24 protein-coding genes, 1 tRNA gene and 1 pseudogene are annotated in these 25,691 nt (G+C 60.3%); 19 read left to right on the forward strand and 7 right to left on the reverse strand.

Going from position 1 to position 25,691, the window contains the following annotated elements:
• Positions 1-37: 37 nt before the first annotated feature.
• Complete coding sequence (locus BM132_RS28785; protein ID WP_256244328.1) at positions 38-163, reverse strand: hypothetical protein; 126 nt, start codon at positions 161-163, stop codon at positions 38-40.
• 235 nt (positions 164-398) lie between these two features.
• Between BM132_RS28785 and BM132_RS26930 the strand changes: the two genes are divergently transcribed.
• Together BM132_RS26930 and BM132_RS26935 are read left to right on the forward strand one after the other, a co-directional pair.
• Complete coding sequence (locus BM132_RS26930) at positions 399-1,070, forward strand: response regulator (protein WP_047227978.1); 672 nt, start codon at positions 399-401, stop codon at positions 1,068-1,070.
• On the forward strand, positions 1,063-2,454 hold the full coding sequence (locus BM132_RS26935; protein ID WP_092397319.1) for a sensor histidine kinase: 1,392 nt from the start codon (positions 1,063-1,065) through the stop codon (positions 2,452-2,454). Before BM132_RS26930 ends, BM132_RS26935 begins: the two co-directional genes overlap by 8 nt.
• A gap of 229 nt (positions 2,455-2,683) precedes the next feature.
• Here BM132_RS26935 and BM132_RS26940 read toward each other — a convergent pair whose 3' ends face one another.
• On the reverse strand, positions 2,684-3,505 hold the full coding sequence (locus BM132_RS26940) for an HDOD domain-containing protein (RefSeq protein ID WP_092397321.1): 822 nt from the start codon (positions 3,503-3,505) through the stop codon (positions 2,684-2,686).
• Positions 3,506-3,541: 36 nt separating this feature from the next.
• Positions 3,542-4,483 (reverse strand): CAF17-like 4Fe-4S cluster assembly/insertion protein YgfZ, encoded by a 942-nt coding sequence (locus BM132_RS26945; RefSeq protein ID WP_092459906.1) that lies wholly within the window; start codon positions 4,481-4,483, stop codon positions 3,542-3,544.
• A gap of 149 nt (positions 4,484-4,632) precedes the next feature.
• Between BM132_RS26945 and BM132_RS26950 the strand changes: the two genes are divergently transcribed.
• On the forward strand, positions 4,633-4,887 hold the full coding sequence (locus BM132_RS26950; protein ID WP_007930227.1) for an FAD assembly factor SdhE: 255 nt from the start codon (positions 4,633-4,635) through the stop codon (positions 4,885-4,887).
• Complete coding sequence (locus BM132_RS26955) at positions 4,871-5,323, forward strand: protein YgfX (protein ID WP_092459908.1); 453 nt, start codon at positions 4,871-4,873, stop codon at positions 5,321-5,323. The genes BM132_RS26950 and BM132_RS26955 overlap by 17 nt, the downstream gene beginning before the upstream one ends.
• On the opposite strand, the gene nadB is transcribed toward BM132_RS26955, so the two are convergent.
• The gene (gene nadB / locus BM132_RS26960; RefSeq protein ID WP_092459910.1) at positions 5,292-6,908 is read right to left on the reverse strand and encodes an L-aspartate oxidase; all 1,617 of its coding nucleotides are present in this window, start codon (positions 6,906-6,908) and stop codon (positions 5,292-5,294) included. The two genes, BM132_RS26955 and nadB, sit on opposite strands and share 32 nt — an antisense overlap.
• Positions 6,909-7,464: 556 nt before the next feature.
• On the opposite strand from nadB, the gene rpoE reads away from it, so the two are divergent.
• The 4 genes from rpoE (at position 7,465) to BM132_RS26980 (ending at position 11,275) form a co-directional block, all read left to right on the forward strand.
• Complete coding sequence (rpoE, locus tag BM132_RS26965; RefSeq protein WP_003172477.1) at positions 7,465-8,046, forward strand: RNA polymerase sigma factor RpoE/AlgU; 582 nt, start codon at positions 7,465-7,467, stop codon at positions 8,044-8,046.
• 30 nt (positions 8,047-8,076) lie between these two features.
• Complete coding sequence (locus BM132_RS26970; protein WP_092459912.1) at positions 8,077-8,664, forward strand: sigma-E factor negative regulatory protein; 588 nt, start codon at positions 8,077-8,079, stop codon at positions 8,662-8,664.
• Positions 8,665-8,673: 9 nt separating this feature from the next.
• Positions 8,674-9,621, forward strand: a complete 948-nt coding sequence (locus BM132_RS26975; RefSeq protein ID WP_092459914.1) for a MucB/RseB C-terminal domain-containing protein — start codon at positions 8,674-8,676, stop codon at positions 9,619-9,621.
• Between the two features lie 226 nt (positions 9,622-9,847).
• Positions 9,848-11,275, forward strand: coding sequence for a DegQ family serine endoprotease (locus tag BM132_RS26980; RefSeq protein ID WP_092459916.1), 1,428 nt, complete (start codon positions 9,848-9,850; stop codon positions 11,273-11,275).
• Between the two features lie 63 nt (positions 11,276-11,338).
• Here the strand turns inward: BM132_RS26980 and BM132_RS26985 are convergent, their stop codons facing one another.
• Entirely contained in the window at positions 11,339-12,772 is a 1,434-nt protein-coding gene (locus BM132_RS26985; protein WP_092459918.1) for a M48 family metalloprotease, read from the reverse strand.
• Between the two features lie 98 nt (positions 12,773-12,870).
• Here BM132_RS26985 and BM132_RS26990 point away from each other — a divergent pair, with 98 nt between their 5' ends.
• Together BM132_RS26990 and BM132_RS26995 are read left to right on the forward strand one after the other, a co-directional pair.
• Positions 12,871-13,110, forward strand: coding sequence for a sulfurtransferase TusA family protein (locus tag BM132_RS26990; RefSeq protein WP_047227968.1), 240 nt, complete (start codon positions 12,871-12,873; stop codon positions 13,108-13,110).
• 29 nt (positions 13,111-13,139) lie between these two features.
• On the forward strand, positions 13,140-14,210 hold the full coding sequence (locus BM132_RS26995) for an AI-2E family transporter (protein ID WP_092459920.1): 1,071 nt from the start codon (positions 13,140-13,142) through the stop codon (positions 14,208-14,210).
• 139 nt (positions 14,211-14,349) lie between these two features.
• Here BM132_RS26995 and BM132_RS27000 read toward each other — a convergent pair whose 3' ends face one another.
• Together BM132_RS27000 and BM132_RS27005 are read right to left on the reverse strand one after the other, a co-directional pair.
• Positions 14,350-14,823, reverse strand: coding sequence for a peroxiredoxin (locus tag BM132_RS27000; RefSeq protein WP_092397337.1), 474 nt, complete (start codon positions 14,821-14,823; stop codon positions 14,350-14,352).
• 10 nt (positions 14,824-14,833) lie between these two features.
• Entirely contained in the window at positions 14,834-15,394 is a 561-nt protein-coding gene (locus tag BM132_RS27005) for a glycine cleavage system transcriptional repressor (protein ID WP_047227965.1), read from the reverse strand.
• A gap of 315 nt (positions 15,395-15,709) precedes the next feature.
• On the opposite strand from BM132_RS27005, the gene dapA reads away from it, so the two are divergent.
• The 9 genes and pseudogenes from dapA to BM132_RS27050 form a co-directional block, all read left to right on the forward strand.
• Entirely contained in the window at positions 15,710-16,588 is an 879-nt protein-coding gene (dapA, locus tag BM132_RS27010) for a 4-hydroxy-tetrahydrodipicolinate synthase (protein ID WP_092397339.1), read from the forward strand.
• Positions 16,589-16,605: 17 nt separating this feature from the next.
• Positions 16,606-17,721, forward strand: coding sequence for an outer membrane protein assembly factor BamC (gene bamC / locus BM132_RS27015; RefSeq protein ID WP_092459921.1), 1,116 nt, complete (start codon positions 16,606-16,608; stop codon positions 17,719-17,721).
• 4 nt (positions 17,722-17,725) lie between these two features.
• Entirely contained in the window at positions 17,726-18,484 is a 759-nt protein-coding gene (locus BM132_RS27020) for an MBL fold metallo-hydrolase (RefSeq protein ID WP_092397343.1), read from the forward strand.
• Between the two features lie 28 nt (positions 18,485-18,512).
• A complete protein-coding gene (gene purC / locus BM132_RS27025; protein ID WP_025212375.1) occupies positions 18,513-19,226 on the forward strand; it encodes a phosphoribosylaminoimidazolesuccinocarboxamide synthase in 714 nt (237 codons plus the stop codon).
• Positions 19,227-19,309: 83 nt separating this feature from the next.
• Positions 19,310-19,399: transfer RNA gene (locus BM132_RS27030), tRNA-Ser, on the forward strand.
• A gap of 271 nt (positions 19,400-19,670) precedes the next feature.
• Positions 19,671-22,145, forward strand: a complete 2,475-nt coding sequence (locus BM132_RS27035; RefSeq protein ID WP_092459922.1) for an RCC1 domain-containing protein — start codon at positions 19,671-19,673, stop codon at positions 22,143-22,145.
• Between the two features lie 77 nt (positions 22,146-22,222).
• On the forward strand, positions 22,223-23,128 hold the full coding sequence (locus tag BM132_RS27040; protein WP_092459923.1) for an Ig-like domain-containing protein: 906 nt from the start codon (positions 22,223-22,225) through the stop codon (positions 23,126-23,128).
• Positions 23,129-23,154: 26 nt separating this feature from the next.
• A complete protein-coding gene (locus BM132_RS27045; RefSeq protein WP_092459928.1) occupies positions 23,155-25,248 on the forward strand; it encodes an RCC1 domain-containing protein in 2,094 nt (697 codons plus the stop codon).
• A 13-nt stretch (positions 25,249-25,261) separates the two neighbouring features.
• Positions 25,262-25,691: pseudogene (locus BM132_RS27050) on the forward strand (hypothetical protein); the annotation flags it as partial.

The raw sequence follows: 25,691 nt of genomic DNA on the forward strand, positions 1-25,691 counted from the left end.
TCATCCGCATCGCAGGTCGTAGGGTTGGAACGATAGGTCACGTGGCGCAGATGCACAGGCACGACGGTGCAAGACCGGCGAAAGCGGCGGCGCAACGGAAAGACTTCTGGTTGAAGCGGGAAGGGCGAGCAGGCGTCGGGGCCTGGGGCTGTATGGACAGCATGGTGAATACTCCGCGCTATTGTTCTTATTTGGCGAAAACGCTTCGGGGCGTTTTTCGTTCGCAAGGTGCCTCGCGAGCGGCAGTCGAAACTGGCCGTTGGAGGACTCTAACCGGCCAACCTTTCGCTAACCTTTCAAAAGCTTTCACGATGTTTTTGGCTTCACAGAGGCGGATGCGGCTGTAAACTCCGCGCCACAGAGTGGTGCCGACCATCCCTGAATCGAGGTGAAACCCAATGCGTGTCCTGCTCGTCGAAGACCATCTCCAGCTGGCCGAAAGTGTAGCCCAGGCGCTCAAGAGCACTGGTTTGACCGTGGATGTGCTGCACGACGGGGTGGCGGCCGACCTGGCGTTGAGCAGCGAAGAGTACGCGGTCGCGATTCTCGATGTGGGGCTGCCGCGCATGGACGGCTTCGAGGTGCTGGCCCGGCTGCGGGCCCGGGGCAAGACCTTGCCGGTGTTGATGCTGACTGCCCGCAGCGACGTCAAGGACCGGGTCCATGGCCTGAACCTGGGCGCTGACGATTACCTGGCCAAGCCGTTCGAGCTCACGGAGCTGGAAGCTCGGGTCAAGGCACTGTTGCGCCGTAGCGTATTGGGGGGCGAACGCCAGCAGCGCTGTGGCGGGTTGATTTATGACCTGGACACCCGCCGCTTTACCCTTGACGACGAACTGCTGACTCTGACTTCCCGCGAGCAGGCCGTGCTGGAGGCGTTGATTGCCCGGCCAGGGCGGGTGATGAGTAAAGAGCAGCTTGCGGCCCAGGTGTTCGGCCTGGACGAAGAGGCCAGCCCCGATGCCATTGAAATTTACGTCCACCGCCTGCGCAAGAAACTCGACGGCCATGCCGTGGCGATCGTGACATTCCGCGGCCTGGGCTACCTGCTGGAAACCCGCGATGCATAAGCCCGACAGTTTGCGTTGGCGACTGCTCTGGAACCTGGCACTGCTGTTGGTGGTACTGATGCTCGCCAGCGGCCTGAGTGCCTATTGGAACGGTCGCGAAGCCGCGGACACGGCCTACGACCGCACGCTGCTGGCCTCGGCCCGGACCATCGCCGCCGGCCTGTCGCAACGCGACGGCAGCCTCAGCGCGGATGTGCCTTATGTGGCCCTGGATACCTTTGCCTACGACAGCGCCGGGCGTATTTACTACCAGGTCAATGACATCCACCAGAAGCTGATTTCCGGCTACGAAAACCTTCCAGGCCCACCGCCCGGTACACCGCGTACCGACGATTACCCGGCCCTGGCGCGTTTCTATAACGCCAGCTATCAGGGGCAGGACGTGCGGGTGGTGAGCCTGCTCAAGGCGGTGAGTGAACCGAACATGAACGGCATGGCGGAGATTCGCGTGGCGGAAACCGAAGAGGCGCGGATCAGCATGGCCCGTGGCCTGATGGCCGACACGCTGTTGCGTCTGGGCATGCTGGCAGTGGGCGCGCTGTTGATGGTGTGGTTCGCCGTCAGTGCCGCCTTGCGCCCGCTGGAGCGCTTGCGCACGGCAGTGGAGGAGCGTCAGCCGGACGATTTGCGGCCATTGCCCCTGGTGGAAGTCCAGCATGAACTCTGGCCACTGGTGCGGGCCCTCAACCATTTCACCGAGCGTCTTCGCGGGCAATTCGAGCGTCAGGCGCAATTCATCGCCGACGCCGCCCATGAACTGCGCACACCTTTGGCTGCGTTGAAGGCTCGGCTTGAACTGGGGCTACGCGCCAGCGAGCCGGCAGTCTGGCGTGAAACCCTGGAAACCGCGGCCCAGGGCACGGATCGGCTGACCCATCTGGCGAATCAGTTGCTGTCCCTGGCTCGTGTCGAAAATGGTGCCCGGGCCATCGCCGAGGGCGGCGCGCAGCTACTGGATCTCAGCCAACTGGCACGGGAGCTGGGCATGGCCATGGCGCCGTTGGCCCATGCCCGTGGCGTGGCGTTGGCTTTGGAAGCCGACGAACCGGTGTGGCTGCGAGGTGAGCCAACCTTGTTGAACGAGTTGTTGAGCAATCTGGTGGACAATGCCCTGGCCCATACCCCGTCGGGGGGCAATGTGATCCTGCGGGTCACAGCGCCTGCGGTGCTCGAGGTCGAGGACGACGGACCGGGCATTCCGCTGCATGAGCGAGACCGCGTGTTCGAGCGCTTCTATCGACGCAATCAGCAAGTGGCCGGTTCTGGTTTGGGGTTGGCGATCGTCGGTGAAATCTGCCGTGCGCACCTGGCGCAAATCACGTTGCATGATGGGCAGGAGGGCGGTCTGAAAGTCAGGGTGAGCTTTATCCCTGGTTCCGATTGAACCCGAGCCGAACACTGTCTTGTGGCGAGGGAGTGGCCGCCGCGTTTGCGACACTGCGCAGGGAACCCGATCCTGTGGCGAGGGGATTTATCCCCGCTGGGCTGCGCAGCGGCCCTAAAGCAGTTAACTCAATCTTCCTGGTACACCGAGTTGCCTGGTTTGGGGGCTGCTGCGCAGCCCAACGGGGATAAATCCCCTCGCCACAAAAAGACGCTTTCCCTCGGACGATCTAGTAAAACATCGACCGCGCTTCTTCGATCTCCGCGCACCGGGCTTTGTTTTCCGGGTCGATGCCCAGCTTCTTGAAGGCCGGTACACCGAAGGCATCGATCCTGCCCAGAGGGTGGTCGCAGTCCTTGTAGCAATACAAGGCGGCCACCTGCACCAGGTCGACGTAATCGAGTTGCTTCGAGTCTCGGGTGAAGTCCAGATACAGCCCCGGCAGCTTCACCAGTCTTTCTGGAAATTCCCAGACGCTGAGCAACTTGTCTCCCAGCACCGGGTGAATCGTTTCGATGACGTGATTGAGACTGACCGGGTCAGACAGCAATTCATTGTTGTCTTCGGCGTAGGTGAGAATCGGCAGTACGCCGATCTGATGTACCAGCCCACCCAGCGCGGCCTGATCGGGCTTGAGTTGCGTATAAACCCGGCACAACGCATAGCAGACACCGGCGATTTCCAGGCTTTTACGCCAGACTTCGCGCATCTTCTGTTCCACCACTTCGGAACGGGCATGGAAAATCTGCTCCATGACCAGGCCGATGGCCAGGTTGCTGCTGTAGTTGACCCCCAGCCGGGTGATGGCTGTGTGCAGGTCAGTGACTTCCTGGGTCGCCCGCAGCAGTGGGCTGTTGACCACTTTTATCAGGCGCGCAGAAAGCGCCGTGTCACGACCGATCACTTTGCTCAGGTTGCTGACGCTGATTTCCGGGTCTTCGGCGGCCCGGCGAATCTGCAGGGCCACTTCCGGTAATGTTGGCAGAACCAGGTCATCGTTATCGATGGCCTCCACCAAATCCCGTTGGACCTTATCCGCCAAATCGCTCATTTCGTTTCTCTAGGGTGTTACGACAAAATGCTGCGATCAGCGCTGGATTTCGCGGTCGCGGTCCAGTTCGTAAGGCAGGTCGAGCAATTGCAGGCCCGGGCCTTCCAGCGCGCCGAGGTGCAAATTGTCATCTTCTGCAGCTTCGGCCTGTACCACGGCCAGCAGTTCAATGTTTCGTTCGGCGTGAGCGGCCATCACCACTTCACCGATGGAGCTGCCGTGCGTGGGTGAAAACAAAGGGGCGCCAGGCTCGGGCAGTTCACTGGCATCCATTTGCAGCCGATACAGGCGCCGCTTGAGCTTGCCCAGGTACTGCATGCGGGCGACGATTTCCTGGCCGGTGTAGCAACCTTTCTTGAAGCTCACGCCGCCGACGGCTTGCAGATTGAGCATCTGCGGAATGAACAGTTCGCGGGTAGCCGGCATGACCTGGCCGATCCCGGCGCGGATCTGACCCAGCAGCCACTGGTTCAGCTCGCCCTCGGTCAACTGTTCGCGCAGCCGGGCTGACAGCGGGTCGGCCTGTTCGGCGGGCGCCCAAAGTTCGGCGCGGTTAGGAGAGACGCGAATGGCGATCAGGCGATCATGACGAACGACGCTGTCGGTGTCGGCCGGCAGCTCGAGGCCCAGGGCTGCGAGCGCCGTGTCGGCGTTCTCCAGGCCGAAGCGAGCCCAGGCGGTGCTTTCATCGGTCAGTCTGGATTTGGAGAACACGGCATACTTTTTCAGGTCCGCCAGTTGCGGTTCGAGCAATTCGGTGGCCATTGCCATCAGTACACCATCGCCTTCGAGCAGGATGCGGAAACTCGATTGCATCCGGCCTTTCTGGGTGCAGCGGGCGCCGAGGCTGGCCCGGCTGTCGCTCAGGTAGTTGAGGTTGCAGGTCAATTGGCCTTGCAGGAATTTGCCGGCGTCCACGCCGCGGACCGCGAGAACGCCTTCGTGGGACAGGGTGCAGAAAAAAGCGGAATCAGCCATGGGTCATCGCAGGGTAAAAAGTCTGGTGGACATCATAAGGGGGCGCCCTTGAAATGGGTAGTTCACAAAGGATCGGTGGTGCCTGACCCGAGCCGTCTGTTCCATCGCAGCGGGGCCTGTATACTTGCGCTCTATTTGAGGAGCGCTCCATGGTCGAAGATGTTGAACTGAATCGCCTTTACTGGCACAGCCGCCGCGGCATGCTTGAGCTTGACGTGTTGCTGGTGCCGTTCGTGAAAGAAGTTTATCCCCACCTTAACGACGTGGACCGTGCGTGCTACGTGCGTCTGCTCGAGTGTGAGGATCAGGACATGTTCGGCTGGTTCATGGAACGCAGCGAATCCGAAGACCCGGAGCTGCAGCGCATGGTTCGGATGATCCTGGACCGTGTCCAGCCCAAGTAATCGCTTTGAATGCCGCTGGCGGGCTTCCGGGCAACTGCTGGCGGCCTATCTCCTGGCCCAGGCCTTTGCCTTGGGTTCGTTGTTGCTGTTGTCCGTCCCGTTCTGGTTAATCAGCCTCGGCGTGCTGCTGTGCCTGGCCCATGGTGCCTGGACGCTACCGCGGCATCTATTGTTGACCCACCGTCAGGCCTTTTGCCGGTTGCGTCGTGATGCCGATGGCTGGCAGCTGTGGAACAGGGCCGGTGGCTGGCAGGCGGTGCAATTGCGCCCGGACAGCCTGGCGTTGCCGATGATTATCGTGCTGCGTTTTCGCCTGCGGGGTGAATGGCGGGTCCGTTCGCTGTGCGTGCCTCGCGATGCGCTGGCGCCGGATCTGCACCGACGCCTGCGGGTTCGGCTCAAGTTCAGCCGGCGTAGGTGGGCGGCACCAGGATAGTGTCCAGCGCTTCGGGTAGTAGGCCCGGGTAGTCGAGGGTGTAGTGCAGCCCGCGGCTCTCCTTGCGTTCCATGGCTGAGCGAATCATCAGTTCAGCGACCTGGGCCAGGTTGCGCAACTCGATCAGGTCGCGGCTGACCTTGTAGTTGCTGTAGAACTCATCGATTTCATCCAGCAACAGCCGCACCCGATGCTGCGCCCTCTGCAGGCGTTTGTTGGTGCGCACGATGCCGACGTAGTCCCACATGAAGCGCCGCAGTTCGTCCCAGTTGTGAGCGATGATCACATCTTCGTCCGAGTCGGTGACCTGGCTGGCGTCCCACGAGGGCAGGGCGGACGGAGCGCCGATCTGCGGCAATTGCTCAAGAATGTCCGCCGCCGCCGAGCGGGCGTAGACGAAACATTCCAGCAACGAGTTGCTGGCCATGCGGTTGGCGCCGTGCAGGCCGGTGAAGCTGGTTTCGCCAATGGCATACAGGCCCGGTACGTCGGTGCGACCCTGTTGGTCGACCATCACGCCACCGCAGGTGTAATGCGCCGCTGGCACCACCGGAATCGGTTGCTGGGTGATGTCGATGGAAAATTCCAGGCAGCGCTCGTACACCGTCGGGAAATGGCTCTTGATGAATGCTTCGGGTTTGTGGCTGATGTCCAGGTAGACGCAGTCGATGCCCAGGCGCTTCATTTCATGGTCGATGGCCCGGGCGACGATATCCCGGGGCGCCAGTTCGGCGCGGGAATCGAAGCGCTGCATGAAGCGCTCGCCGTTGGGAAGTTTCAGGTGAGCACCTTCGCCGCGCAGGGCCTCGGTGATCAGAAAACTCTTGGCCAGCGGATGGTAGAGGCATGTGGGGTGGAACTGATTGAACTCCAGGTTCGCCACCCGGCAGCCCGAACGCCAGGCCATGGCAATGCCGTCCCCGCAGGCGCCGTCGGGGTTGCTGGTGTATAGGTAGACTTTCGCGGCGCCACCGGAGGCCAGGATCACGAAGCGGGCGCCGTAGGTGTCGACTTCGCCGGTGCCACGGTTGAGCACGTAGGCGCCCAGGCAGCGGTCGCCGTCCAGGCCCAGGCGTTTTTCGGTAATCAGATCGACCGCGACGCGTTGTTCCAGAAGCTCGATATTGGGCCGCTGGCGGGCTTGGGCCAGCAGGGTCTTGAAAATCGCCGCGCCGGTAGCATCAGCGGCGTGAATGATGCGTCGATGGCTGTGACCGCCTTCGCGGGTCAGGTGAAACTCGAAACCACCGTCTTCGGTCCCGGATTGTTCGTCACGCGTGAACGGGACGCCCTGGTCGATCAGCCATTGTATGGCTTCCCTGCTGTGCTCGACGGTGAAACGCACGGCTTCGGGATTGCACAGGCCTCCTCCGGCATTGAGGGTGTCATCGACATGCGATTCAATAGTGTCGGTGTCATCCAGCACGGCCGCGACGCCGCCCTGGGCCCAGAATGTCGAACCGTTGGCCAGGTCGCCTTTGCTCAGGACTGCGATGCGCAGATGCTCCGGCAACGTCAGTGCCAGGCTCAAACCGGCGGCGCCGCTGCCGATTACCAGAACATCGTGTTGGAACTGTTGGCTCATTTGAAAGGTTTCCGCTCAAAACGACCCGGGTCGGGGTTGGCGCAAGACATCCGTTTCAATGGGTCAGGCAGCCATGCAGCCCACTAGTATATAGAGAGGGGGATCGGCACAATAGCGGCGTATTCATGGCAATGTGAAACCAGAATGACACAAAGATGACGCGCTTCGTCGGATCACGATTTTGGTGGATGGGCGACAAGGCGACCGTTTCGAGGATGAAACACTGTTTATCTCGTCAGGGTTGCCCGATGTTCCATACGCAAGGCTATAAATAGTTGGAACTTTTGCCGAGCGACTGGGTTCAATAGACGGTTGTCTGCAAAAGGGAACAACGTCGGGTTGGTGCAAGATTAGGATTTGAATCTTTGCCGACAGGCCCGGCGACAGATTATTCGCGCAGCCGGGGAATCTCGCGCTGCGCTTTTCGTGCGTGCCGGATCAGAGCGCGCCGGAAACTTGCTTGGAGGGGAGAACTTTTGCGAAAAGCCCGAGTCTATGGTTGCAAGCCCGGTCGATTAGTAATGCAAGCCTCCTTCGAGCTTATCGAGGAGTGTTCATGCTAACCCAGGAAGAGGATCAGCAACTGGTCGAGCGCGTTCAACGCGGCGACAAGCGAGCTTTCGATCTGCTAGTGCTGAAATACCAGCACAAAATTCTCGGGTTGATCGTGCGTTTTGTGCACGACACCCATGAAGCCCAGGATGTTGCTCAGGAAGCCTTCATCAAGGCTTACCGTGCGCTTGGTAATTTTCGCGGAGACAGCGCGTTTTACACGTGGCTTTACCGCATCGCCATTAACACGGCGAAAAACTATCTGGTTTCACGCGGCCGCCGGCCGCCGGATAGCGATGTAAGTTCTGAAGATGCAGAGTTCTATGATGGCGATCACGGTCTCAAGGATCTTGAATCACCGGAACGAGCGTTGCTGCGGGATGAGATCGAAGGCACTGTCCATCGGACCATCCAGCAACTGCCCGAAGATTTGCGTACGGCTCTAACTTTACGTGAATTCGACGGTCTGAGTTACGAGGACATTGCCAGCGTCATGCAGTGTCCGGTGGGTACCGTGCGCTCCCGGATTTTCCGCGCTCGGGAGGCCATCGATAAAGCCCTGCAACCTTTGTTGCAGGAAAACTGAGACAGCGGCGACAGCCAAGAGAGGAACGCCATGAGTCGTGAAGCCCTGCAGGAATCGCTGTCCGCAGTGATGGATAACGAAGCGGACGAATTGGAATTGCGTCGGGTATTAAATGCCTTCGACGATGTTGAAACCCGTGAGACCTGGGCTCGTTACCAGATCGCTCGGGCTGTCATGCACAAGGACCTGCTACTTCCGCGTCTTGACATCGCTGCGGCTGTATCTGCTGCACTGGCTGATGAAGCGGTTCCGGTCAAAGCCTCCCGCAGCCCTTGGCGCAACCTGGGTCGTCTGGCGGTTGCCGCTTCGGTGACGGTAGCTGTTCTGGCAGGGGTTCGCCTCTACAACCAGGATGAGATTGCCGGCGTGCAGATGGCCCAGCAGTCCAACCAGCCTGGCTTGGCCGCTCCACAGGTCAAGGGCCCGGCAGTGTTGGCCGGCTATAGCGAAAGCTCGGAAGTCGCAGGTCCCATGGCCAACGGTGTGCTGCAAGGCCAGCCAGGCTGGCATGATCAGCGTCTGCCCAACTACCTGCGTCAACATGCCCAGGAAGCTGCCTTGAAAGGTACTGAAAGCGCGTTGCCTTACGCTCGTGCAGCCAGTCTGGAAAACCGCTAAGGAGGACGATTGCGCGCCATACCTCTATTTTCGCTTTTGCTAGGTGGCTGGTGCGTTATCCCAGCCTATGCCGGTGAGGCTCAGGACTGGCTTAATCGTCTGAGTCAAGCCGAGCAACAGCAAAGCTTCCAGGGCACTTTCGTTTACGAGCGCAACGGTAGTTTTTCTACCCATAACATCTGGCATCGTGTCCAGGATGGCAAAGTCCGTGAGCGGTTACTCCAGCTCGACGGTTCGGCACAGGAAGTTCTGCGCATTGATGGACGTACTCAATGCGTAAGTGGCTCCTTGATTGCCGGGGTGGGGAATACGCCTGAAGGCGCGGCACGTGCGCTCGATCCGCAAAAACTCAAGAATTGGTATGATCTTGCCGTCATTGGCAAGTCGCGCGTGGCCGGGCGCCCGGCGGTGATTGTGGCGCTGACGCCCAAGGACCAGCATCGTTATGGTTTCGAACTGCATCTGGACCGAGAGACCGGCCTGCCGCTCAAGTCTCTTTTGCTCAATGACAAGGGCCAGTTGCTCGAGCGTTTTCAGTTCACACGTTTGAATATCACGGCGCCGTCCGACGGTGATCTGCAAGCCACTGCCGAATGCAAGGTTGTAGCGCAAAACCCGGCTCAAAGCGCCAAGGCCAAAACTGCATGGCGTTCGGACTGGCTTCCGCCGGGTTTCGAATTGACCAGCAGTGGAATGAGAAAGGACCCGGAAACCAACGTTCAGGTCAATAGCTTGATGTATGAAGATGGCCTGGCTCGTTTTTCGGTGTTTCTGGAACCATTGAACGGCGGGACCGTCACGGACACGCGTACGCAGCTCGGCCCGACAGCCGCTGTTTCGCGTCGACTCACGACGCCCCAGGGCGAAATGATGGTCACGGTGGTCGGTGAAATTCCCATCGGTACAGCGGAACGGATCGCGCTCTCCATGCGTTCCGATGTCACGGCAACTCAATAGCTGCCAGGGTGGTTCGATTGGGCAAGAGGCTTACAGCGCCGGGACTCGATCGAAATGCCGAAACTTTCTGTCAGCATTTTCATTTGCAAAACTTCAATTTTTTTTCTATAGGTCAGAGCCGCTCGGCTCTGGCCTTGCCTGTTTGCGGAACAAAAATACCGGCGTATCTTCCCCTGGTATTTCTTGCTCCATATCGCTTAACCACGCTCGTCGTAACGGGAGCCGTATGTCGATACCACGCTTGAAAACCTATCTTTCCATCTTTGCCACTGTGCTTGTGCTCGGTCAGGCCGTTCCCGCTATGGCGGTCGAATTGCCTGACTTCACTGAGCTGGTCGAGCAAGCCTCGCCGGCGGTGGTGAACATCAGTACCACCCAGAAACTGCCGGAACGCAGAGTGATGGATCAGCAGATGCCGGACCTGGAAGGTTTGCCGCCGATGCTGCGCGAGTTCTTCGAACGCGGGATGCCGCAACCGCGTTCTCCCGGCGGTGGTCGTCAGCGTGAAGCGCAGTCCCTGGGCTCGGGTTTCATTATTTCGCCCGACGGTTACATCCTGACCAATAATCACGTGATTGCCGATGCCGACGAGATCCTCGTGCGCCTGGCAGACCGCAGTGAGCTCAAGGCCAAGCTGATCGGTACTGACCCGCGTTCTGACGTGGCGTTGCTGAAGATCGAAGGTAAAGATCTGCCCGTACTCAAACTGGGCAAATCCCAGAACCTGAAAGCCGGTCAGTGGGTCGTGGCCATCGGTTCGCCGTTTGGCTTCGACCACACCGTAACCCAGGGCATCGTCAGCGCCATCGGTCGCAGCCTGCCAAACGAAAACTACGTACCGTTCATCCAGACCGACGTGCCGATCAACCCAGGCAACTCCGGTGGGCCGCTGTTCAACCTCGACGGTGAAGTCGTCGGGATCAACTCCCAGATATATACCCGTTCGGGCGGCTTCATGGGCGTGTCCTTCGCGATCCCGATCGACGTTGCCATGGACGTGTCCAATCAGCTGAAAACCGAAGGCAAGGTCAGCCGCGGCTGGTTGGGCGTGGTCATTCAGGAAGTGAACAAGGACCTGGCCGAGTCGTTCGGGCTGGAGAAACCTGCCGGTGCGCTGGTGGCGCAGATTCAGGAGGGTGGTCCGGCTGCCAAGGGTGGCCTGCAAGTGGGCGACGTGATCCTCAGCATGAATGGCCAGCCGATCGTCATGTCCGCCGACCTGCCACATCTGGTGGGTGCCCTCAAGGCCGGTTCCAAGGCGAATCTGGAAGTGATCCGCGAAGGCAAGCGCACAAACGTCGAATTGACCGTCGGCGCCATTCCAGAGGAAGGCAAGGAGCTCGATTCACTGGCCAAGTCAGGCGTGGAACGTAGCAGCAATCGTCTGGGCGTGGCTGTGGCGGAGCTTACGCCAGAGCAAAAGCGGACCCTGGAGCTGCAAGGTGGTGTCGTGATCAAGGAGGTGCAGGAGGGGCCTGCGGCCTTGATCGGCCTGCAACCAGGCGACATCATCACTCACCTGAATAACCAGGCAATCGGTTCGGCCAAGGAGTTCACCGACATCGCCAAGGCCTTGCCGAAGAATCGTTCAGTCTCGATGCGGGTGCTGCGTCAGGGCCGTGCGAGTTTCATTACCTTCAAGCTGGCCGAGTGATCGCTTAGCTGTCCCCAAAAAAAACCGCCTCGAAAGAGGCGGTTTTTTTGTGTCCGAAAAGACTCAGCCCATCATGTCCTTGACCATGCGCTCCTGCTCCATGAGCTCGCGCTGCCTGGCGTCGATGCGTGACGACAGCGGGAAATTGCTGCCGGCGCGCCGTTTGGCGAAGTCCAGTTGCTGGATGGCCTGACGGTAGTCGCCCACCAGGGCGAAGTATTCGGCGCGGGCCTGGTGCAGGCCGATGATGTTGCCCGACAGTCCGCGGGTCTCTGCCACCATGTACCAGACATCCGGATCGTCCGGACGAGTCTTGAGCAGGTTCTCAAGAGCCTTCTCGGCGTCGGCGGGGCGGTTCTGCTTGAGCAGCAGGTCGACACGCACCTGATTCAGCGGATAGTTGCCCGGGTACTGGGCTAGCATCCGGTCGACGCGAGCCTGAGCGTCTGGCAGTTTGTTGCTGGTGATATCCAGATCAACCTGGGCCAGGTTATAGATGATCTCGTTGGGCGATTTGGCCAGTAACTGCTTGAGGTTTTCCCGGGCCTCATTCAACTGGCCACCCTTGATCTGCGCGATCGCCAAGCCATAGCGGGCCACGTCGTTCTTTGGATTTTCATCCAACTGCGCCCGGAAGCGCTTGGCGCCCAGCCCTGGCGTTTCTTCGTAGATCAACTTGACCCGTGCGCGAATCAATTGATAGCGCATGCTGTCCTCGATGCCACCTGGCCTTGCCTGTTCGGCACGGTTGCGGGTGTCAGCGATTCGGGATTCGGTCACCGGGTGAGTCAGCAGGAATTCAGGGGGCCTGGCGTCGAAACGGTACTGGCGCATCAGCCGTTCGAACATGGTCGGCATGGACCGCGGATCATAGCCGGCCTTTTCCAGGTTCTGGATGCCGATGCGGTCGGCCTCCTGCTCGTTCTGACGCGAGAAACGCCGTTGTTCCTGAATGGCGGCCGCCTGGGTGCCAGCAATGGCCGCAATCCCGGCGTCACCACCACCGGCGGCGGCGATCACAATGCCAGCCAGCAGCGCTGCCATCATCGGCACCTGCATGCGTTGTTGAGCTTCGACGCCCCGGGCAAAGTGGCGTTGTGACAAGTGCGCCAGTTCGTGGGCCATGACCGAGGCGTATTCACCTTCGGTCTGCGCATTGAGGAACAGTCCACCGTTTACTCCGACGATTCCGCCGGGTGCGGCGAAAGCGTTGAGTTGCGGGCTGTTGATCAGGATGAATTCCAGGCGTCGGTCGTTGACCTGGCTGGTCTCCACCAGTTTGTAAACGCTGGACTCGACGTAGTCCTTGAGTTGTGGATCGTTGAGCTGTGAGACCTGACTGCGCAGCAAGGCCAGCCAGGCGCGACCCAACTGGTGCTCCTGTTGCGGCGAGACGATGGCAGAACTGGCGTCGCCAAGTGACGGCAGGTCGTCGGCGAAGCCCGGTGAGGCAAGCAGGCAAGCGAGCGTCAGCAGGGTGGGGCGCAGAAATGTCATGCACGAAGCCTTAGTCGACAAAGACCCTACTGTAGCCGGACACCAGGCCCGGGACCAGATATTCTAAGTCGCTCAACGACCTGCTGCGGAGTGAACCGATGACCGATGCTGTAGCCCCCGATGCCGAACTGGACGCCAGCGGCCTGAATTGTCCGTTGCCCCTGCTCAAGGCCAAGCTGGAGCTCAATCGCCTGGCCAGCGGCGCCGTGCTCAAGGTGACCGCAACGGACGCGGGCTCCCAGCGTGATTTCCGCACCTTTGCCCGGCTGGCCGGTCATACGCTGCTGCGTGAAGAAGACGACAACGGCGTCTACCGTTACTGGCTGAAGAAAGCCTGAAAAACCACAGCGGCCCTTAAGGATTTTTAATGTTCAAAGTGTTACGCGACTGGATCCAGCGCTACTTCTCCGACGAAGAGGCGGTGGTGCTGGCAGTGTTGCTGTTCCTGGCCTTCACGGCAGTCCTCACGCTGGGCGGCATGCTCGCGCCGGTGCTGGCAGGGATGGTGCTGGCGTACCTGATGCAGGGGCTGGTCACGACACTGGAACGGATGCGGCTGCCTGGAGCCATGGCGGTAGGGCTGGTGTTCGCCCTGTTCATGGGGTTGTTGGTGGTGTTCGTCGTCGTGATCATGCCGCTGCTCTGGCATCAGTTGGTGACCTTGTTCAACGAATTGCCCGGGATGCTCGCCAAATGGCAGTCGTTGTTGTTGCTGTTGCCTGAGCGCTATCCGCATCTGGTGTCCGATGAACAGGTACTGCAGGCCATCGAGGTGGTGCGCGGCCAGATCGGCAAGTTCGGCCAGTGGGCGCTGACGTTTTCTTTGTCCAGCCTGCCGCTGCTGGTGAACATCATGATCTACCTGGTGCTGGTGCCGATCCTGGTGTTTTTCTTTCTCAAGGATCGGGAAATGATCGGGCGCTGGGTCCGTGGCTATCTGCCCCGCGAGCGGGCGCTGATCACCCGGGTGGCCCAGGAAATGAATCGCCAGATCGCCAACTACATTCGCGGAAAAGTCATCGAGATTTTCATCTGCGGCGGCGTGACCTACATCGGCTTCGTGGCCCTTGGGCTCAATTACGCGGCATTGCTGGCGCTGCTGGTGGGCATTTCGGTGGTGGTGCCGTATGTCGGGACCGTGGTGGTGACCGTGCCCGTGGCGTTGATTGCGCTGTTCCAGTGGGGATGGAGCGATCAGTTCATTTATCTGATGGCCGTCTATGGGATCATTCAGGTGCTCGATGGCAACGTGCTGGTGCCGCTGCTGTTCTCCGAAGCAGTGAACCTGCATCCGGTGGTGATCATCTGCGCGGTGTTGCTGTTTGGCGGGCTGTGGGGGTTTTGGGGTGTGTTCTTTGCCATTCCCCTGGCAACACTGTTCAAGGCTGTGCTGGATGCGTGGCCGAGCCGGGAGCCGGTGGTGGCGCCGTTGTTGTAGTAGGCGCTATTTATCCGGTGAGGAAACGGGTGGCCTCATCGCGAGCAGGCTCGCTCCCACACTGGATTTGTGCCGTTAATAAATCCCCTGTGGGAGCGAGCCTGCTCGCGATAGCGCCAGGACAGGCAACGAAAAAACTTCAGGCCTTGTTCAGCGCCTGCGCCGCCGACAACACCGCATCCACATGCCCCGGCACCTTCACACCGCGCCATTCCTGGCGTAGCACACCGTCCTTGTCGATCAGGAACGTGCTGCGATCAACGCCCAGGTATTCCTTGCCATAGAGCTTTTTCAGCTTGATCACGTCGAACAGCTGGCAAACGGCCTCGTCCTTGTCGCTGATCAGCTCGAACGGGAACTCCTGCTTGCACTTGAAGTTCTCGTGGGACTTGAGGCTATCGCGTGATACGCCGAACACTTCGGTGTTGGCGGCCTGGAACTGGGCGTACTGGTCACGAAAACCCTGGCCTTCGGTGGTACACCCCGGGGTGCTGTCCTTGGGGTAGAAGTAAATCACCACCTGCTTGCCTTTAAGGGCCGCGAGGCTGACGGTGTGCCCGCTGGTAGCGGGCGCCTGGAAATCGGTAACCGGTTGGTCAATGGCAACGGCCATGAACGCTTCCTTACATTGGGTTTTGGGGGCGCCACGGTTCGATCAGGGCATCAAGGTTCATCGCGTCGGCGAAATCCAGGAACTGATCGCGCAGCCAACTGATCTGGGTGCCGGCCGGCAGTGTCACGGTGAACGTGGCATTGAGCATGGTGCCGCCTGTCTGCGGGGCCTGGTAGGTGTCGCAGGTCAGGTTCTCCAGCTCGACATGGTGGTCCATGAAGAACTGGCACAGCTCATTGATGATGTCCGGGCGATAGGCCGAACTCACATAGGCCACGTAGGGCAGGGCCTGGGGACGGTTCTCCAGGGCGGCGCTGCGCACCACGTTGACGGTGAAGGCGTGTTTCTTGGCCAGCACCGGCAGGCTGGCTTCCAGGCGGGCCAGGGCGTCCCAGCTGCCGGAGATCTCAAGCACGAGTGCACTGCATTCGCCGTGACGGGTCAGGCGTGAGGTTACGACGGCGCAGCGATTTTCATGGCTGGCGCGGCACAGGACGTTAGTCAGCTCCATGGGGTTGGCGCCAAGGGCACTGATAACAAGGAATTGTTCGCGGACTGTGGGGGTGGACATGCAGCATTCCTAAAGCGATGAGCGGTCGGTACTTTTGCAGCTCGGCACGGCGACAAACCTGGAGAAACGAACGACTCAAGCCCTTTGCCTGGGTTGCGCTGCATTCCGGGGTGGCGGAAATGCGGCAGGACAAACGCAGGAATGGGGCTTGTGGCGACGAATAACGGAGGCTGGGAACCGGCGTATGAGCTTATCGGTACCGATCAAAGCCTGAAGGGTAGCGAAAACCATCGCCAAGGGGAATGGTAGTTCGCTTGTACAAGCATCTTGGCGCCAGTACCATTACCGCTCTCTTTTTCCGGCAGGAGCGGTTTCATGATTGCGGGCAGTATGGTGGCACTGGTCACACCCATGGATGCACAAGGGCGTCTTGACTGGGTCAGCCTCAGCAAACTCGTGGACTTCCACCTTGAAAACGGCACCCATGCCATTGTCGCCGTCGGTACCACTGGCGAGTCGGCAACCCTTGATGTCAACGAACATATCGAAGTCATCCGCGCCGTGGTCAAACAGGTAGCCGGAAAGATTCCGGTGATCGCCGGTACCGGCGCCAACTCGACCCGCGAAGCCGTCGAGTTGACCCGCAACGCCAAGGAAGCCGGTGCCGACGCTTGCCTGCTGGTCGTTCCGTACTACAACAAGCCAACCCAGGAAGGCTTGTACCAGCACTTCAAGCACATTGCCGAAGCGGTCGACATCCCACAGATTCTCTACAACGTTCCCGGCCGCACCTCTTGCGACATGCAGGCCGAGACCGTGATTCGCCTGTCCACCGTGCCGAGAATCATCGGTATCAAGGAAGCCACCGGCGACCTGGACCGCGCCAAAGCCATCCTCGCTGGCGTGAGCGATGACTTCCTCGTGCTGTCCGGCGACGATCCGACCGCGGTCGAGCTGATCCTGCTGGGTGGCAAGGGCAATATCTCCGTCACCGCCAACGTCGCTCCGCGCGAAATGGCCGACCTGTGCGAGGCGGCGCTCAAGGGCGACGCCGAGACCGCGCGGGCAATCAACGAAAAACTGATGCCGCTGCACAGGGACCTGTTCATCGAAGCCAACCCGATTCCGGTGAAGTGGGCTTTGGTTGAAATGGGCCTGATGCACCAAGGCATCCGCCTGCCGCTCACCTGGTTGAGCGAAGCCTGTCACGAACCGCTTCGGCAGGCCATGCGCCAGTCGGGCGTCCTGGTTTAATTGAGGAAGTACAACGCATGAAGCGAATGGCCGGACTTTCCGCACTTGCCTTGATTATCTCCAGCACCAGTGGCTGCGGATGGGTCTGGGGCCCGGAAGGTTACTTCCGCGACCGTGGTAGCGATTACCTGGAAGCGCAACAGACTGCACCGATGCAAATACCGCCCGATGTCAGCGTCGCCAAACGCCTGGATCCGCTGTTGCCGATCCCGCGTAACGTGGCGGATGACAGCGTCAAGGGCGAATACGTCGTTCCCCGCCCACAGCCGCTCTCGGCCTTGGCCGATGCCAGCGACTACACCCTGCAGAAGAGCGGCGATTCAAGCTGGGTCATGGCCCAGCATCCGCCGGCCGAAGTCTGGCCCGTGGCGATCCAGTTCTTCCAGGACAACGGTTTCCGCCTGGATGAACAGCGCCCGCAAACGGGCGAGTTCACCACCACCTGGCAACGTGCCGATGAGCTGTCCGCCGCCATGGCCAAGCGCTTGAGCGCCGCCGGTGTCGGTGCCGATAGCGAAAGCCGCGTGCGGGTTCGCATCGAGCCGGGCGTGCAGCGCAACACCAGTGAAATCTACGTGGTCAGCGCCGAGCGTCCCGCCGGCAGCACTGCCGATGTGGCCTTCACCAACCGCTCGGTCAACACCGGCCTGGATGCCGCGCTGGTGGATGACATGCTCGCCAGCATGAGCCGTAATGCAGAACAGGGTGGTTCGGTTTCGATGCTTGCATCGCGGGATTTCGACGTTCCGAGCCGCGTCAGCCTGAGCGAAGACGGCAGCGGCAACCCGGTGCTCAACGTCGGTTCCGATCTGGATCGCGCCTGGTCGAGCGTGGGCCGTGCGCTGGAGCAGGGTGAATGGCGGGTGGAAGACATCAACCGCAGCCTGGGCCTGTACTACATCAACCTCGCCGAAAAGGCCGAGAAGAAAGATGAGAAGCCTGGCTTCTTCAGTGGTCTGTTCGGCAGTAAGCCGGACAAGGAAGAAATTGAAGCCCGCGCCGAGCGTTATCAGGTTCGCCTGAGCAAGGTGGGTGACAACGTTCAGGTGACTGTCGAGAAAAACATCAACACCGTGGCACCGGCCGATGTGGCCCGCCAGGTATTGAGCGTGATTCAGGACAACCTGGGCTGATCCGATGCGTTTTGCCGTTCTCGGCAGCGGTAGCCAAGGGAACGGCACGCTGATAGCCAGCGCCGGCACGTATGTGCTGGTCGATTGTGGTTTCTCCTTGCGGGAAACCGAGAAGCGCCTGTTGCGCCTGGGTGTGCACCCGGCGCAATTGAGCGCGATACTCGTGACCCACGAACATGCCGACCACGTGCATGGCGTGGGTTTGCTGTCTCGGCGCTACAATCTGCCGGTATACCTGAGCCGCGGCACACTGGAGGGCCTGCGTAAGCCCCTCGAACCTGCAGGCTTGGTGGCCGGAGGCGAGCAACTGCGCATTGGTGCCCTGGAGGTCAGCGTGGTCAGCGTGGCGCACGACGCCCGGGAGCCCACGCAGTATGTATTCAGCGACGGTGAGCGGCGCTTTGGGTTGCTGACCGACCTGGGTTCGTATTGCGACAGGGTGATGGACAGCTACCGCGATCTCGATGCCTTGATGATCGAGTCCAACCACTGTCGTGACATGCTGGCGCGTGGGTACTACCCGTACTTTCTCAAGCAGCGGGTAGGCGGGGAGCGCGGACATTTGAACAACCACCAGGCGGCGTTCCTGGTGGCCGAGTTGGGCTGGCAAGGCCTGCAACACCTGGTCCTGGCCCATCTGAGCAGCAAGAACAACCTGCCGCAGCTGGCCCGGCAATGTTTCGTCGACACCCTTGGGTGCGACCCGGACTGGCTGCAACTGGCCGATCAAGATTCAGGGCTCGACTGGCGACATATCGCCTAGCCCATCTACTTAGCAAGCGGAGCCCATCATGGAAAAACGTGAAGAACTCTACCGCGGCAAAGCCAAATCGGTTTACAAGACCGACGACGCAGACCGCTTGATCCTGCTGTTTCGCAACGACACCTCGGCGTTCGACGGCAAGCGCATCGAACAACTGGACCGCAAGGGCATGGTGAACAACAAGTTCAACGCCTTCATCATGCAGAAACTCGAAGCCGCCGGCGTGCCGACCCAGTTCGACAAGCTGCTGGGCGACAACGAATGCCTGGTCAAGAAGCTGGACATGATCCCGGTCGAATGCGTCGTGCGTAACTACGCTGCCGGCAGCCTGGTCAAGCGCCTGGGTGTGGAAGAGGGCATGAAGCTCAATCCCTACACCTTCGAGCTGTTCCTGAAGGACGACGCCAAGGGCGACCCGTTCATCAACGAATCCCACGTCGTGGCGTTCGGTTGGGGCACCGCCGAGCAACTGGCGCGCATGAAAGAATTGTCCCTCAAGGTCAACGAAGTGCTGACCAAGCTGTTCGACGACGCCGGCCTTCTGCTGGTGGACTTCAAGCTTGAGTTCGGTGTGTTCAGCGACGGCTCCATCGTCCTGGGTGACGAATTCAGCCCGGACGGCTGCCGCCTCTGGGACAAGGACACCAAGAAGAAGATGGACAAAGACCGCTTCCGCCAGGGCCTCGGTGACGTCATCGAAGCCTACGAAGAAGTTGCCCAGCGTCTGGGCGTACCGCTGTAATCGACGCAAGCATCTGATAGCACGGAAAAAATTTCGCCCGGGGGTTCGCTTCCGGCGAATGTGCTGGTATGATGCGCGCCACTGGAGAGATGCCGGAGTGGCCGAACGGGACGGATTCGAAATCCGTTGTACTGGCGACAGTACCTAGGGTTCAAATCCCTATCTCTCCGCCATAATTGAGTACGACTAAGCCCCTGAAATGGTTGAACATTTCAGGGGCTTTTTCGTTTCTGACATCTTCCTCGTATTCGGTAAAGCAGGTCCAGACACCATGCACTGTCTTGCTGGAGAACCGGGCACAAAATGCAAGCCCGCCATCTCAACCTACCATTGGTCTTAAATCCCTTCCCACCTGTTAATTCTGACAGTAGCCAGTTCCCCCCGCCTGGAGTGTGATAGTTGCGTCCCGAGCCCCACGGTTCGTCACCCGCCAGGAGAACAATAATGGACATCCAATCCTCTGCGTTAAACGAGTTGTTCGAGCTATGGCCCGTGATCATTCCAGGGTGGGTGACCCCGGTGAAACCGGCCAATATCGCCGATGGAGGTATTCCAAAACGGCTCTACGACGACCAGACTCAGGGCCTTGAGTGTCTGATTGATCCATGGTTCGAGATTCCGCGTCGTGGCGGGACACTGCAAATTGATGATCAGGTTGACCTGTACGTCAATGACGACGCCACGCCCGTGGCTGGCGATATCATCAGGGACGAAAACAAGCGCATGCGCTTGTACCTGCCCCATGGACGGTTGGTACATGGCGTCAACCGACTGCACTACAAAGTCACTCGTCCCAGTGGAGGCGGCGGGACCTCGGATGATTTGAATGTTCTGTATCACCGGCGCGCTCCAGGCGAACCCGCGCCGGAGGGGCTGGACCTGGTGATCCCTCCCGATGTCGTCATCGCAGGGATCAGCGCCGAGCGTGCAGCGCAAGGGGTGGCGTTCGGTTTCAACTACAGCAACCGGCGACCCTTCGATCACATTCGCTTTTCGCTCGGTGATGTCACCGATGAATGGGATATCACCGACGCTTCGATACCCGAAGTGAAAACCTATTTCACCAGCACCTTTCAACAAGCAGGTGACAACCCCAAGACCCTGATCGACTTTGTGGTGGTCGATCAGTTGGGCAATTTCAGCCAGTCGGCGACCAAGCTCCTGGATATCCATCTTGGTCAGGTGGATCTGGATCTGCCCGCGCCCCATGTGGAAGGTGTGCCCGAGGGTGGTACGCTCGATCCTTCCCAGGTAACGGAGGTCTGGACCCGGGTCCCGGGGGATGCTCTGGTCAGTGGCGACTATGTCTTTGTCACATGGACGGATAAAAAGGGGGTTGTTGCCAAGTATGATTCCCAGGAAAAACCTTACACGGCTATTGATAGCTACCTGCGCTTCTTGATCCCTTCGGCCATCGTTCAACGATTTCTCGGTACGGACGTCAGTGTGACCTATACGCGTGACCGCGATGGGGTGATCACCGGGCCGTCCTTGCCGTTCAACATGAGCGTTGGCGTACCTGTGGCGCTGGAGCCCTTCAAGGTCATGGGCGCCCGTTTCAACCGTACGACCTATCGGGCCTCGGGCAGCTCACGGTTATTGAGTGCCTTGCACGCCACCACCCTCCAGCCGCTGGCGGTGCAGTGGAAGTACGAGGGTGAGGCCACTTGGAGCACGCCTTCCACTACCTGGCGCGACAGCCAACCGTCCAAGGCATTGCAGGTGCGGTCGAGCAGCCAGGAGGCGACTGTGAACCCGGCGAATATCTTCGGCAATGGGGTCGATACTCTGACTGCCGGCGGTGCGGCTTTTGCTGCCCTGCTTGATCAGGGGGATGTGGTCTGCTGGGGTAATCCAGACTTCGGAGGGGTGAATCCACCCCTGAGTAATATCGTCGAGGTGAGTTGCACTCAGAGCGCCTATGCGGCTCTTGACCGTGTGGGCACGGTGCGGGTTTGGGGGAATCCGGCCGAAGGCGGGCGGATGGGCGTCGTATCAGCTGATGGTTTCGTCGATCTGGTCGGGAATGGCAACGCCTTTGCCGGTCGCAAGAACTACGGTGGCGTGGTGGCCTGGGGAGCGAATCGGGACAACGATCTGGTGCCGGCGGAGATTGGTCTTTATCGCGATATTTCCGCCGTCTCTGGCTCCTCACAGGCATTCGCGGTCCGTCGTCTGAACAACCCGGTCGCGGCCTGGGGCATTCCAGGGTACGGTGATTCGGTCCCCGGGGGGCTCAATGATGTGCTGGAGATTATCGGCAGTTTCGCCGCCTTTGCGGCCCTGCGCACCGGCGGCAGGGTGGAGGCCTGGGGCAATCCTGCCTACGGCGGCAATTTGCCTGGCGGTCTGTCCGGCATCGCCCAACTTGGTTGTGCCAATGCCCAGGCCTTCTGTGTGCTGAACAACAATCAACAGGTGGTGGCCTGGGGTACGCCGGAGTACGGCGGAGCCGGCGCGCCGGTCCCCAATATCAATGTTGTCGAAGTTGTCAGTACCTGGCGGGCGTTTGCCGCGCGCCGCAGCGATGGCAGCGTGGACGCATGGGGGCGACCTAACGAAGGTGGTATCGCACCGGTGGGGCTGACGGGTGTTGTGCAGATCGCTGGCAGTTCCGAGGCTTTTGCTGCGTTGCGCAGCGATGGCTCTGTCGTTGCCTGGGGCAATCAAGCGGTTGGCGGCTTAATTCCCGGTGCCACGGCCCAGCGCCTGGTTGACGTCCTGGCCCTGTACGCCAACTCCCATAGTTTTACCGCGTTGACAGCCAACGGCGATGTGGTGGTCTGGGGTCATTACAGCGGTGGCGGTAACAATGACGCGGTGTTTGGCCAGCTACGCAACAACGTTTCCTACTATCGCTCGCCACCGATGCCGAGGGCATTGGCCGCGCAGGCCGGGCATGCGTCTTCCAGTTCGTAAATCGGTTGTTCCGTTCCCGACAAGTATTGGCGCATCGCAAGGGGCGCCAGTTCTCCAACTGTTTGCGAGGTCTCACCATGTCCAATACTCCAAACCTGCCGCCTCCCTCCGTGGATGAAGCGCCAGATGGCGTTCTGGAACTTGCCGATATCCCGCCTGATGGCGCCCGTGTTCGGATCAAACGCTATACCGCCGATACCCACTGGCAGAAGGTGTTTGTGTTTGTCGGCAGCGACTATGAAAACCAACTGCCGGTCGGAGCGAATATCAGGGATGTGGTGTTCTATGTAGCGGCCGAACATTTTACCCCCGATTCCGACGGTATCGTGCTCATCCGCTACAAAGTGCTGACGCTGGATGATGAGACGCTGCCCTCGGATGAACTGCCGCTGGAAATATCCGCCGGCTTTGCAGGGCCCGCCGCGCTCGACCTTCGTCAGAACCACTATGTCGCCGTGGCCGACAAGGCCCCACTGGTTGTCCCGGGCTACGCCCGGATGACCCGCGTCGCCACTTGGGGTAGCCCACCTTACGGCTATGCCAGCAGCGATGAGAACGTCGCCAGCGTCAATGCCCTGACCGGTGAAGTGACCGCCAGGGGTAACGGCCAATGCACGATCACAGCCACCGACAGCCTGAATCAACCGCGCGCCTATCCGCTGACCGTCAGCGGCATCCGGCAATTGTATTACCTGAGTTCCAGTGCCGACTGGCAGGGGATGATCCGCGTCTGCGATGCCGCCAGCCTGGATCCGGTCACGCTGCTGGATATCAAGCGCCTGTGGACCCTGTATTCCCCCGGTAGTGGAGGCGTGGCCAATTACCTGGGCTGGCTGAATTATCCATTCTGGACCGGTGACACGTTGGGGGCCGGAACCGCCTGGGCCTATGACCTGAACGGCGAGCAGGTCAATGAAAATGCCACCTCATTGAGTACCGATACCTACCTGCCCGTACTGGGGGCTTCGCGTGATACGCCTTGACGGCTTTGCTCTGAAGAGGTTTTGACATGAACGATACCCATGCAGATTCAGGGCAGGGCGACTTGCTGCCAGCGCCCATCGTGGAGGGCGTAGCCCAGAACACTGTGCTCGATCCCGAGTCGATACCCCAAGGGCTCAAGGTGACAGTGCCCAAGGACCGCCTGGTCGAAGGAGACACTGTGTTGCTCCGCTGGGTGGATGCGGCGGGCGCCCTGGTGGCCTATACCGACGAAAAACCCTATACCCGTAACGATGTGGGCAAACCCTTGTCCTTCACGGTGCCCCAGGCGCAGGTCCGACGCTTCCTTGACCAGGCTGTCGCGCTGACTTACGAGGTAGAGCGTCTGACAGGGGGGGATAACGAGCCCTCCGAAGTCTTCAACCTGCGAGTGGGTAAGTTGCCCCTGCCGATGCCGACCCTTTTGCAGGCCAGGGACGATCGGTTGAACCCGGACGACCTGGCGGATAGCGCAACGCTGCAGATTGCCCCCGAAGCCTGGTTGAAAGCCGCCGATGTGATCCGCGTAACCCTTACGGGCGTACCGGGCGCCGGCAGTACGGTGATCACGCACTCGGTGCTGGCGAGTGATGTGGGGCGGACCCTGGACATCGCCATCCCCTACAGCGTGGTCAACGCCAATGAAGGCCGCTCCATCGCGTTGTCCTATACCGTCAACGCAGGCGAGCCGAGCCCCGAGTCCGTGTACGAGGTCAAGCGTGACATCGCTTCCGGAGAGGTTCGGGTCATGGGCGCGCGTTACAACCGTGGCCTGTATCGCTGTTCGGGTTGTTCGCGGCGTTTGAGCGCGTTCCAGGCCGTTAGCGGGCGGCCGCTGCTGGTGCAGTGGCAGTACGATGGCGACGATGGCTGGGTGGCCGGCACGACTTTTCGCGACAGCGATGCCTCCCGGCCCCTGCATGTGCGTTCCACCGATTATCAGGTCACCCTGAACCCGGCGAATGTCTTCGGTAATGGTGTCGATGGCGTGCTCACCGGTGATGCGGCCTTTATCGCCCGTCGAGACATCGGCGATCTGGTCGGTTGGGGCAATAGTGTCGAGGGCGCGAAGATTCCCGCGACCATTATCAGCATGGACGATATCGCCGAAGTCAGCGCCACGACGGCTGCGTATGCCGCGCGCCGCGCCAATGGCAATGTGGTGACCTGGGGGATGGCCACCCATGGTGCGACCATGAGCGGTGTGTCAAGGACCGGTTTCACGCAAGTGGTGGGTAACGGCGCGGCCTTCGCCGGCATAAAAAACAGCGGTCATGTGGTGGCCTGGGGCGACGCGGCCAGTGGCGGCCTGCTGCCCGAACCCATCGATGGATACAGCGATATCGTCAAGGTGTGCGGCGGTTCATTGGCCTTTGCGGCCATCCGCAGTACGGGGGAGGTGGTGGCCTGGGGAGCGGCGACCAATGGCGGTGAACTGGATGAAGATATTGCGCAGTTGAACGATATCGAGGAGGTGATCGGCAATTTTGCCGCGTTCGCTGCCTTGCGCGGTAATCGTCGACTGGTTGCCTGGGGCGGCGCGGAGCAAGGCGGGACGCTACCACAAGAGATCGCCTATCGGGATGACGTTATTGAGCTCAGTTGCGCCACCGCGCAAGCCTTCGTCGCCCGCTGTGCCAGCGGGCATGTCGTCGCCTGGGGCGCGGCGACACACGGCGGCGTACTACCGCAACTGATCGAGGATCTGGACGATATCGTCGAAGTGACCTCCAACTGGCAGTCCTTTGTCGCGCGTCGGGAAAATGGTCATGTGGTGGCTTGGGGCTCTGTGGAAACGGGAGGAGAGGTCAGTGATGAAATCGCCCGGATGAATGACATCGTCCAGGTGACAGCGTCTTCCAAGGCCTTCGCCGCCTTGCGCAAGGATGGCAGCGTGGTGGCTTGGGGGGATGTGACGGTCGGTGGGGACACGGAACCGGTTGCCGGGGTGCTGACCGACGTTCGAGCCATCTATGGCAACTCTCATGGGTTTACTGCCTTGACCGCTGATGGGCGGACTGTGACCTGGGGATACGCCACAGGAGGCGGCGACAGCGCTGCGGTGCAGTCTTTGCTCAACGGCCAGGTTTCTTACTATCGATCCACGTCGGCGTCCGTGTGACAGGGGAGCGATCATGAGCCTCTGTGTCTCGTTTAAAACGGTTCTCCCACGGGTCAAGCCTTTGCTGCTGTTATTGCTCTTGCTGGTCTTACCGGTTCAGGCCGCCACTGGGCCGGAAATCGCTCAACTGCTCAACAGCCGCTACCGAGCTACCCCGCAGGAATGTCCCGGCAACCATGCGGCGTATTTTTGCAGCGGTGTGTTGGTCAGCGGTCTGGAGAGCGGATTGTCGACAAAGTTCTGGGAGCACACCGACAGTGCCATCGCCCTGGGTGCCCGCAGTTTCTCCTATCTGCGCCGCGACCAAGGCATCCGCAACCTGACGCAGAGCAGCGGCATGGTGTTCAGCGATCCGTTCACGGCCATCAGCCAGGGCAAATCGGTGGATGTGTTGTGTGCCTATCCGCTGGTGGCGTCGATTCAAGGTGATTTCGGCTGCGGGA

It is taken from the genome of Pseudomonas sp. NFACC45, assembly GCF_900113505.1.
GTDB classification, from domain to species: domain Bacteria; phylum Pseudomonadota; class Gammaproteobacteria; order Pseudomonadales; family Pseudomonadaceae; genus Aquipseudomonas; species Aquipseudomonas tehranensis.